Origin of the sequence: Pseudoalteromonas sp. S1727, assembly GCF_005886375.1 — a bacterium.
Classification (GTDB): domain Bacteria; phylum Pseudomonadota; class Gammaproteobacteria; order Enterobacterales; family Alteromonadaceae; genus Pseudoalteromonas; species Pseudoalteromonas haloplanktis.
Genome location: NZ_PNDT01000053.1, coordinates 45,023 through 56,251, shown reverse-complemented (window position 1 = coordinate 56,251; position 11,229 = coordinate 45,023). Strand labels below are relative to the sequence as shown.

Sequence of the window (11,229 nt, the reverse complement as noted above, 5' to 3'; positions counted from 1 at the left end):
ACCGGCTGTTAAGCCTGTTACTGTTGTTTTTGCTGCGCTGCTATCTGCAATAACACCATTGCCTGACCACATGAAAGTAATTTCATCACCATCTGCATCCATTGAGTTTGATGCATCTAAGGTAATAACCTCGCCTTCAGTGATAATCATTTCAGTTGTTGCAACGTTAACTGTTGGTGCATCGCTTTCATTAACCACTGTTAGTGTAAATGTGGTGCTTGCTGCATCAGTTGGGTTTTCAATATCCGAGACCACAACTTGAACTTCGATCTCACCAAAGAAATCTTCCGCTGGAGTTAACGTCACTGTATCGCCATTAACTACATAACTGACATTATCAGCCACAATCGATACTTGGTTTTTCGAGTTAACTTCATCAATGTAGTTAACATCAAAGGTGACCGCTGTTTCTTCTGTGGTGGTCATATCTGCAAGTGGCGCTACGGTAATGTTACCTGGAACCACAATGTCTTTAGTAATCACTTTATCAGCCATTCCAGACATAGATGTTGTAGCTGTAACGGCTAGGGTTTGTCCTGCTGCTGCTGGTAATACCTCAGCCCATGCTGTTACTTCAAACTGCGATGATTCAGGACCTACGTAATCCATACATACAATGTAGCCATCTTTGACAACTTCGTCGATGTTGTTATAAGCAAGATCAACACCTAATGGACCATTTAAAGCTCCAAATGTACCAACCAGACCTTTATAACCTTGTAATCCAATACTGCCATGGTTACCTGTACTACCGAAGTCAACATTATCGTAAGCGTAATAAATTTCGTGTTCATTTTTACCAAAACGAGTATTTACATTAAATACAACTTCGAAGTCAAAACTATTATCGCGTTTGGTGTAAACATTCTTTCTAAGGTCATAGTCATAAGTTTTATCACCATAGTCAGACGCATTATCCCACTCGATAATAGCCCAACCAGACGATGTACTTGCTAATGAGATACCTTCAGAAGCAGATAAACCTACATTCAACTCATCTTTAAGTATTGATTCTTGAGTTACATCATAGCCACGCCATAATGGTGCCAGTAACTCTGGCGGATAAGATTCTAACGGGAACTGCATATGTTGCGGCTGTAAGAAGCGCGCTGGAACAGGGCCAACTGTACCCATGCCTTTGATTTGCAAATGACCTGTTGACACATTTGATACATCGCCATTGTTATAGAGAGCGTAAGAATCATATTGCCCATTAAATAACGCATTGATAGATATTGAGTAGCCGAACCGATAGTTAGTCTCACCATTTTCTTCAAAGCCAGATAACAGCGGTAAAATACCAAACTCAGAAAGGTTAATATAACCACCTGGGTTACTATTGCCAAGGTTTGGTAATCGACACATTTCGTCCGTAATGTTATTAGTTACAATGTAATCAGGTGTTACTAAGCTAGTATCTTTTTGCGTACCAGAAATAATAACTTTACCATCTTGCACATCAATATTTACCCCTTCATCAGTTGAAGCTAGCACTGTATCTGGACGAATACTTAGACCTTCAGGGATAGCTAATTCAAATGAATAATCACGGTCATAACCTGAGTTATTCGCTAACACTTCAAATGTTAATGGCACAACTTCGCCAATTTTTGTTTTTGAGACCGGAATATCCACATTGATGCTATCAACACCACGATCTAAACGCAGTGGGATAGAACCGATATTGTCAGGATTTACACTTGAAGTTCCTAAGTCTATCAATGAATAATAAACCTCATCTTGCTTCATCGCCATATCCCAATTAAGAGTCATGTCAACAGGATCTCCGCCATTACTCGTAGGTAAAGATACACTTATATCACTTGCTGCTTCGTCTGTTACTACTGCAAATGCCACATCAAATGTTTCTTCCAAGCCTAAATGACCAGATACTCGCGCGTTATACACTATAGCCCAGTAGTCACCCTCTTCTGGATTGTTAATATTACAGAAGTTATTTGCAACAGGATGACTTGACGCACATAAAATTTCATCTTGAGGCTGAATAATGCCATCATTATTATAATCTTTACCTATATATAGATAAGGGTTACCTTTATTTGAAGTACCTTCAAGTTCCGATTCTGCATCTAAGACTTCAACAGTAAAGCGTTTAGCATTTGCAGGCACATGAGTGAACTTTGTAAATACAGCTTCATCTAACACTTCACCCGCAGCCAAATCACCTTCAGATGCACCAAGCATCCATGGGTAAGTACGATCATCATCTTTCGGAATTACAACTGTTTTAACGTCTGCTTTTACTGGTTTGTAAACTTTACCTACTGGCGCTGTGGTGTTCGGCAGCTGTAAACCTTTTGCAATATAGGTATCTTGATCAGAGTGGGCAATAACTGTCATTGATGAAGGTAAATCGGCACGTTCATATTTAAACACAACTGGCCAATGTGCTTCAGGTAGCTGACCGCCTTCTGGTGTGAAAATCAAATTACTGTGTAGCTCAACCTCTGAATTACTAGCATGGTCTTGCGTATCCATAATTGATGCTTTAACAATGATGGTTTGCGTCTCACCTTTTTTCAGGCTGAACGTGCTTGGCGTAACTTCAATATTAACGCCATTTTGTGCTGACTGGTTATTTACATCGTAATTCCAATTTACAACATCACCATGACTAACTGTCCAAGTACCATCTTCGGTTGCTTTGATAGTACGGATCCACTGACATTCTGGCTTACATGAAAAGTTAACTAAGTTCGGTAAATTTAACTTATGCGGTGTACCACCGTTGTCAGGGTTAGCAGCTAAGAAGTTTTCTGCTGTTTCATCCATTACAAAACCGATTTTAGCAGCATTTTCTACGTTGATACGACCTGTCCCAGCGCGATATATTTCTGCCGTATCAAGTGTATCAGATTCATTATTTTGACGATGATATTTAACAACATTATCAGCCGTCATTAGCAATGCTGATTGTATTTCTGCTGGTGTCCAAGTTGGGTGAATTTGACGCAACAACGCCATTGAGCCAGCAACATGTGGAGACGCCATTGAAGTACCACTGATAGACGCAAAATCTTGGCCATTTGGTACAGCGGCAAATACCTGCTCATCAGAGTACGCTGCTAGAATATTAACACCCGGAGCAGCCACTGCTGGCGCAAGTATTTCAACATTTGAAAATGACGGACCACGCGATGAAAAAGCAGCTAACCAGTCAGCATCTTCGCTATTTACACGACGCTCAATTAGTGTTGGCTTAATGGTGATCATATGACCTTTTTCACTTGAGCTATCAACCCAATCTTCTAAGCCTTGCGTAGTAGAAACACCGTTCCACTGTGCAGCAGTAAAATGAACACCTGGTAAAGAGTAGCTTTCAGGTACAGTCGCTTGCGCTGTATCTTTGTTATACATGATGAAACCATCAGCACCACCTGCTTTAACATTATCAACTTTTGCAGTACGTGCATTCGCCGCCGGATCTGTTGCAGTGTGACGCTGACAAACAACGATTACATTAGTCGTGCCTTCTGCAGCACCAGGAATTTCAGTACCGTCTTTAAAGAAATCAAATGTCGCCGTAGGAAATTCTGCTGTACAGTAGCCATTGCTATCTTTTAGGCCATTAACATCTTCATAGTCTTTCGCCCAAACAACTACACCAGTAATTTCGTCAGTATTAATTGAACCGCCTATAAGACCCGTCTCTGCCCATTGTGGTACTTCTGAACCAAATGATGGGTCTATAAAGCCAGCATATTCAACTGCGGTTTCAACTGCAACCGTACGTCCATGTGTAGTCGCAGCAACTTGAGCAAGCCAAGGTGACGAGTTATCTAAATAACCAAAGCACTCTGCTGCACCACACGCTTGGCCACTGTTACCTGCAGCCGCAGCAACATTGATACCCGCTTCACGAGCAGCCAAGAAAGCTAACTGAACCGGATCAGCCCAGATATTTGAGTCAGCACCGCCGATTGAGAAGTTGATTACATCAACGCCATCTGAAATTGCATCTTCGATACCTGCAATAAGTGCTTCACCAGGACAGCCAGCATATTGTTCGCTATTTGGGTAACAAACTTGATACGCAATAATGTTGGCATGCGGAGCCACACCAGAAATTTGTGGAAATAGTGCTTCTTTTAAGACCACACCATCCATTTGATCGCCAGTTCCAGCAACCATGTAAGGAACATCATAAAGTACGTTACCAGCAGCAGTCGATGCAACATGAGAGCCGTGCCCCTGGTAATCTTCACCAATCGCAGGCCAACCTGGGATCATTGCAGAGTATGAATCAGTGATCACATCATACGAACGTACACCGATTAATTTATTATTACATTGGATATAATCAGCATCCTCAACACAATCCCCCACATAGTTACCATCTCCAAATGGGTTTACATGTGCGTAGCCGTCATCACCAACAGCGGCAAACGATGGGTGATCTGAGTTAATACCGGTATCAATTATACCAACGATTTGCCCTTCACCTTTACCTTTAATACCGCTTGGTACACTGCTACCATCCCAGATTTTATCTGCGCCAATATGTGTTGGGCCTTCGTCTGAGAGTAGATCGTAATTTTTTGAACGCATTACAGATGTAACTGTACCAAGCGCAGCAACTCGTTCAGCTTCTGCTTCAGTCATTTTTACAGAGAAACCATTTAATGCTTTAGTAAATTGGTGGCGCATCTCTGTACGGCCCGTTACATTTGTAACTGACTGCATTACTGTATTTTGTTTAGTTAATAATTTATTTTGATATGCAACAACCTCAGCTGTCGCAGCTTGACCTTTTTCAAAAATTTTGTTTACACCTTGGCTACGAAGTGTACGCGCTAACGGTGAATCAAAACTTTGTGCTTCTAACGCTACAGAATTATCATTTAATTTGACGATGTAGACATGTTCACCATCAAGTCCTTCAGCTTTAAATTTATTATTTTGAGAATTTAGCTGCACGTTCAAGCCATCATTTTGCATCATAGTTGATGAACTAGACTCTTGAATTTTTTTAGTTAATGCTTTTACTTCTGCAAAAGTCGTATTAGCAGCTTGCGGTGTATCAGCCGTATTCACCTTAACATTTGCTGCATGTAATGCACTTGCACTGTACAAGGCTGCAACGACTGCAACCGATATTGTTTTCATTTTCATAACTTTCCCCAAGGATGTTTTTGCGAATTATAAATATTCAATAAATGTGAATATCCATTTCAACACTTAGGGGAATTCAACCACAATTTAAGTTAAATAAAACCCACAAACATGTAGCATTTTGTACACCCCAACAACATTAAAGTAACAGTTTAAACATAACAAACTCTAAAGTTATTGTAAGTTATTGAAGAAATTAAAAATCACTACCGAACAACAGATACGAAATAAAAAATTCCATAAAGTAAAATTACAATCAAGAAATGAATACGAAGGACATTAATAGTAAGAATTACAAAAACGAAGAATTAGATAATGAAAACCTGATCGCGAAGATAAATAGTGTGTTACTTAAAGCAATAATAAATAAAAAACCGAACGTTACGTTAGTAAGGTTCGGTTTTTTCTGTAAGTAACAGAGAATAGTTTAACTATGCAGCTGGGTACTCGCGATAAGCACGCTCAATATTTTTGGCTTGCTTTTTAGACATACCTAAATGTGCAAGCGCAACACGTAAGCGAGCGCGTGATAGGTCAGATCCTAGAATTTCCATAGCATCAAGTACAGATGTAGAAGACGTTTTGCCAGTAATAGCGACAAAAATCGGCTCTAAAAAGTCTTTTATCTTCAACTCATGGAAGGTTGCAACGGCTTTAGCAATGGCAAATATTTCTGGTTTCTCCCAGCTACGTAAACCTTCAAGCTGCCAGATAAAGAATTGTAATGCCTGACGAATAACATCTTCATCCGCCTTACCCGCAGTTAGTAGTGCAGGATCGTAAGTTGGAATGCCGCCAACAAAGTGCCCTGCTAAATCAACCATATCTGATAGTGTATTTATACGCGTTTTTGCTTCAGGTAACACTTTAGCAAGCATTTCACCGTTAAACTTCCAATCAACAAAGCGCTGGATTAACTCTGCATCAGTTAAGTTTTCGCGGATCCACATGCCGTTTAACCAGCTTAGTTTATCTACGTCAAAGACCGGGCCACCCAGTGATACACGTTTCATATCAAAGTGTTCAATCATTTCAGCAAGGGTGAATTTTTCACGCTCATCAGGCATTGACCATCCCATGCGACCAAGGTAATTAAGTACCGCTTCTGGTAGGTAACCCATTTCTTTATAGTAATTAATTGACGTTGGATTTTTACGCTTTGATAGCTTAGATTTATCAGGGTTACGTAACAATGGTAAGTGACCAAGTACTGGAGCTTGCCAGCCAAAATCTTCATAAAGCTTTAATAACTTAGGTGCTGAGTTGATCCACTCTTCTCCACGGAAAATATGGCTAATTTCCATGTGGTGATCATCAACTACATTAGCTAAAAAGTAAGTAGGGAAACCATCAGCTTTGAGAAGCACTTGCATGTCCACGTTTTCCCACGGGATCTCAATTTCACCACGTAAGTAATCGTTAAACTTAAAGGTACCCTCACTTGGAATATTCATACGAATAACATAAGGCTTGCCAGCGGCTAAGTTTGCTTTAACTTCGTCATCGCTCAGTTTTAAACCGCGGCCATCGTATTTAGGGCGCAGACCTTGTGCCATTTGCTCTTCACGCATTTGATCCAGCTCTTCACTGGTCGCGAAACAGTAAAATGCTTTACCATCGTCAACAAGTTGGTGAGCATATTTTTTATATAAGTCGCTACGTTCTGACTGACGGTAAGGGCCAAACTCACCACCTACATCAGGACCATGATCCCATTCAAGTCCTAACCAGCGTAAGCTATCCATGATCGCTTGCTCTGATTCTGAAGTGCTACGCACTTGGTCAGTATCTTCAATACGAAGTACAAATTCACCACCTTGTTGCTTAGCAAAGCAATAGTTGAACAGGGCAATGTAAGCGGTGCCAAGATGCGGGTCACCAGTGGGTGACGGAGCAACACGAGTACGGATTGTCATGGGTATATTCTCTTTAAAAAAGGACTATAAAAGTTGCCCAAATGCTAGCACAGCATGGGCTATTTTCGAAATGGTTGCGCGCTTTATACCGCGACTTTATCTAAGTAAGCAATAATGTCGTTTGATTCGTATAACCAAGTAACTTGGTTATCTTTTTCAATACGTAAGCATGGGACTTTTATTTTGCCACCTTGCTCTAACAACTCTTGGCGGTACTGCGGGTTATTTTTAGCGTCGCGAGTTTCAATTTTTAAGCCTTCACGTTTAATTGCACGGCGAACTTTTACGCAAAAAGGGCACGCTTTGAATTGATACAATTTAAATTGAGCTGTGAGTAGATCTAGCTGTTGTTGCTCATCCGCAGGACGTTTTTTACTGCGAGGGGTAAACACAAAATCAAAAAAAAGTATTAAAGAACCTAATAACCAACGAACTAATTTCATTAACTGAGCCCTGTTTACAACGATTTAAGGGCGTGGATTTTAGCACAGTTAAAGCAACTGCAAAAGATTCAAAAAAGCTCAATATCATCATCATTAGCGATATCATCAACGAGACCAAGATCACTATAAGCAGTCACTAGATTACGACCATTATTTTTCGATTCATACAATGCTAAATCGGCTTTATGTACTAAAGATGCAACCATATCAACATAGCTGAGTTCTAAAAATCCCGCACTAACAGTTAAGTTGCCTACTTGTGGAAAAGGGTATTCAGCGATATTCGCACGTAAACAATTTAACTTCTGTCGAGCCGCTACTTTATCGTAACTTTGAAACAATACGGCAAACTCTTCACCACCATAGCGAAATACATAGTCCTTAAAGCGGAAGTTATCTTTTAATAATCGTGATACCAACAAAATAACTTCGTCACCAATAACGTGACCAAAATTATCATTCACCCGTTTAAAATGATCAATATCGATAATCGCTAAATACCAACTTTGATTTTCAGTGGAGATCTCACCTTTGCCAGAAAAGTCCTCTTCGGAAAGTATTTCAATCACTTTTTTATCAAATGTTTGTCGATTAAGTAACTCTGTTAATGGGTCTAGTCGTGATTTATGGATCAAGGCGAGCTGATTAGCATAAACATTTAAAATATGTCGTGCTAACATCCCCACGTCTTCAGGTAATTCACCCTTTGATTCAACTATTAACAAGCCAATGACGGTGCCTAAATAATACATAGGGACATAGGTTGTCACACCAGCGAAAGCACAGCTTACACGTATTTTATTTTTGCTTACTTTCTCTAGTAGATGCATCAGTTCAACAGGTGAAAGCGGTGCTATTTGGCTATCGGCATTCAATAACGTGGGAGAAATTTGCGGATCAAAATGTTTATTAATATAGAGCGCAAAAACGTTGATCTCAGGCAGACCCGAAACAGCTGTGATAAGCGCGGTATCTAAAGACTGTTCTTCCACTTGTTGCGTTAAGAATACGATCCATTCATGTCCGCAAGGGGTTGTTATCATCTAAGCCAACCTAAACAAATACATATCACTAGTTTAGGTTAGCTTGGCAATTTTACTAAATTATTAGTTTAGAACAACACCAAATCATCGCGATGGATCACCTCACTACCGCAATCAAAGGCTAATAGCTTAGCAATTTCACTTGAGTGACAACCCTTTATAAGGTTGGTTTCAGCTTTACTAAAACGCACTAAACCACGGGCAACTAATTGCTGCTCACAAGTCACAAGTTCAATAAGGTCACCGCGCTCAAACTGACCATGTACTGCGCACACCCCTTTTGCTAATAAACTGGCACCTTGTAGTTGTAAAGCATTCACCGCGCCATCATCAATTATCACCTGGCCACTACTTTTAGGTCCTGCTAATAACCACTTTTTACGACCATCTCTGGGGGCTGTTAATTTTACAAAGCGCGTACCAGGCAACTGTTCGCTCATACAATTAAGAATAACATTTTCCCCGGCTCCTTTAGCAATGATCACTTCAACCCCTGCACGGCGAGCGATATCTGCTGCTTGTAATTTTGTTGCCATGCCCCCTGTACCTAAATTGGTACCACTACCACCAGCAAGTTGGCGTAACTCATCATCTATATGATTTACTTCATCAATAAGTTGAGCATTAATGTTTGTGCGTGGATCGCTGGTGAATAAACCTTCTTGATCGGTTAATAGCAACAGTTTGTCGGCATTGGCTAATATGGCCACCAGCGCAGAAAGGTTATCGTTATCACCGACTTTAATTTCCGCCGTGGCAACCGCGTCATTTTCATTAATAATCGGCACCACGTCATAATTTAATAACGCAGTTAATGTATCACGGGCATTTAGGTAGCGTTCTCTGTCGTCCACGTCAGCACGGGTCAGCAACATTTGCCCTACATTAACACCATATAAAGCGAATAAACTTTGCCATGTATGAATAAGTTGGCCTTGGCCAATAGCTGCCAGCATCTGTTTATCAATTAATGAACGACCACAGGGTTTTAATAGTTGTTCGCGACCCGCTGCCACCGCACCGCTTGATACCAATACGACTTGATGACCTAACTTTTTTAACTCACAACATTGGCGAACTAACTCTACCATGTGTGCTTTGTCGAGTTTATCGGTGCCGCCGGTGAGTACACTCGTTCCCAGCTTAACCACTATTACCTGTGCCCTTTGCATGCTTTTTACTACGGTTCAAAAATGAAGGATTTATTTATACCATTTATCGATTTTTGAACAAGTAAAAAATATTCATGCTAGGATTGCCTTTTACTACAATCATACGACGTTTATGCCAGCTAGCCTTTGTTTGATCATTGCCACCTTTTTATGGGGGAGTTCTTTTATCGCGTTAAAATACGCTATTGCGATTTATGACCCTGCTTTAGTAATTTTTTTACGCATGCTCACCACCTTGATGTTAGCACTGTGTTTATGGCGCTATGTGATCCGATTTGACTACTATAAAGGTGACTGGAAATACCTTGTTGGCATGTCACTAGCAGAACCCTGCTTATATTTCTTGTTTGAAGGTCACGCAATGGAATACACCTCTGCCTCGCAGGCAGGTGTTATTGTTTCTTGTTTGCCAATTATTGTGGCGCTTTTAGCTTATTTCATGCTTAAAGAGTACATCAGCAAAGCCATTGTGATAGGGTTTACCTTCTGTATTGGCGGCAGTATTTTACTTACTTTATTATCGCCGACTTCCGAGCAAGCCCCCAATCCATTACTCGGTAATTTTTTAGAACTAATGGCCATGGTATGTGCAGCATTTTACACTGTATCAGTAAAGCATTTAGCCGCCCGTTATTCACCGCTAACACTTATTGCATTACAAGGCTTTAGTGGCAGCCTATTTTTTGCACCTTTTTTGTTGTTTATTGATTTACCCAGCGAAAATCAACACGATTTAACCGCCTTATTAAGCATTCTATATTTAGGCTCGTGTGTCACACTCGGTGGCTACGGCATGTATAACTATGCGATTAGCAAAGTGTCGGTATTAACCGCTGCTGCCTTTTCAAATTTAATTCCTATTTTTACACTTATTTTGTCGGCAATTATTTTGGGAGAAGTCCTCACCTTAGGGCAATGGTTAAGTATTTTCGTGGTGTTTATTGGCGTGATGATAAGCCAACGCCATCAAGAGTTAGTTATTGATGTCAGTGACGAGGCTATATCGGATGAAACTTCATCAACAGATACCTTACTAGCTGAAACTAACAAGCGTAATTCAGTACCTGATGCCAGTGAGTTAAAAGGATAACAGGTCAGTAAGTACAAACCAGTTTGTGCTAAAAAGTCAAATTGGGATTGGTGAATCACATCAATCCCACGTACTCGGTATTGTTCAATCACACCATTTTGAGTTTGCAAACTAAATTGCTCGCCTACCTTCACGTTTTGTAAAAATGCAAAATGTGTATCATTATGCCCTGCGATCAATACACCACGCTCTGAGCCAAGTTCACCACTTGGTAAAAAGTGACTTGGCGCAAACGCTAAGTTACGCCCGCTGGCTCCCGCTAATAGTGTTAATGTTTGTTGTTGGCTTGGCCAATTAAGCTGCCCAGTTACATAGCTATCAGCATAAAACCATGGTTTTACCTGCTGCTTTGGCGTTGTTAGTGCTTTTTGCCAAGCCTGCTCTATAAGGCGTTGTGCCAACCATGCTTTGCCTTGCATATAACTTCCATGG

The 11,229-nt window shown here is 40.5% G+C and carries 6 protein-coding genes and 1 pseudogene; 1 reads left to right on the top strand and 6 read right to left on the bottom strand.

Going from position 1 to position 11,229, the window contains the following annotated elements:
• The 5 genes from CWB85_RS22970 to proB form a co-directional block, all read right to left on the bottom strand.
• Positions 1-5,133: S8 family serine peptidase (locus tag CWB85_RS22970; protein WP_138555158.1), on the bottom strand; the 5,133-nt coding region annotated here is incomplete at its 3' end.
• Positions 5,134-5,564: 431 nt separating this feature from the next.
• Entirely contained in the window at positions 5,565-7,049 is a 1,485-nt protein-coding gene (gene gltX / locus CWB85_RS13375) for a glutamate--tRNA ligase (RefSeq protein ID WP_138555157.1), read from the bottom strand.
• Between the two features lie 83 nt (positions 7,050-7,132).
• A complete protein-coding gene (locus CWB85_RS13370) occupies positions 7,133-7,492 on the bottom strand; it encodes a glutaredoxin family protein (protein ID WP_138555156.1) in 360 nt (119 codons plus the stop codon).
• Between the two features lie 68 nt (positions 7,493-7,560).
• Positions 7,561-8,535 (bottom strand): GGDEF domain-containing protein, encoded by a 975-nt coding sequence (locus CWB85_RS13365; protein WP_138555155.1) that lies wholly within the window; start codon positions 8,533-8,535, stop codon positions 7,561-7,563.
• A gap of 68 nt (positions 8,536-8,603) precedes the next feature.
• Complete coding sequence (gene proB, locus CWB85_RS13360) at positions 8,604-9,707, bottom strand: glutamate 5-kinase (protein WP_138555154.1); 1,104 nt, start codon at positions 9,705-9,707, stop codon at positions 8,604-8,606.
• Positions 9,708-9,819: 112 nt separating this feature from the next.
• Between proB and CWB85_RS13355 the strand changes: the two genes are divergently transcribed.
• The gene (locus CWB85_RS13355; RefSeq protein WP_138555153.1) at positions 9,820-10,797 is read left to right on the top strand and encodes a DMT family transporter; all 978 of its coding nucleotides are present in this window, start codon (positions 9,820-9,822) and stop codon (positions 10,795-10,797) included.
• On the opposite strand, the pseudogene CWB85_RS13350 reads toward CWB85_RS13355, so the two are convergent.
• Positions 10,797-11,216 (bottom strand): annotated as a pseudogene (locus CWB85_RS13350) (class GN sortase); the annotation flags it as partial. The gene CWB85_RS13355 and the pseudogene CWB85_RS13350 sit on opposite strands and share 1 nt — an antisense overlap.
• Positions 11,217-11,229 lie beyond the last annotated feature (13 nt).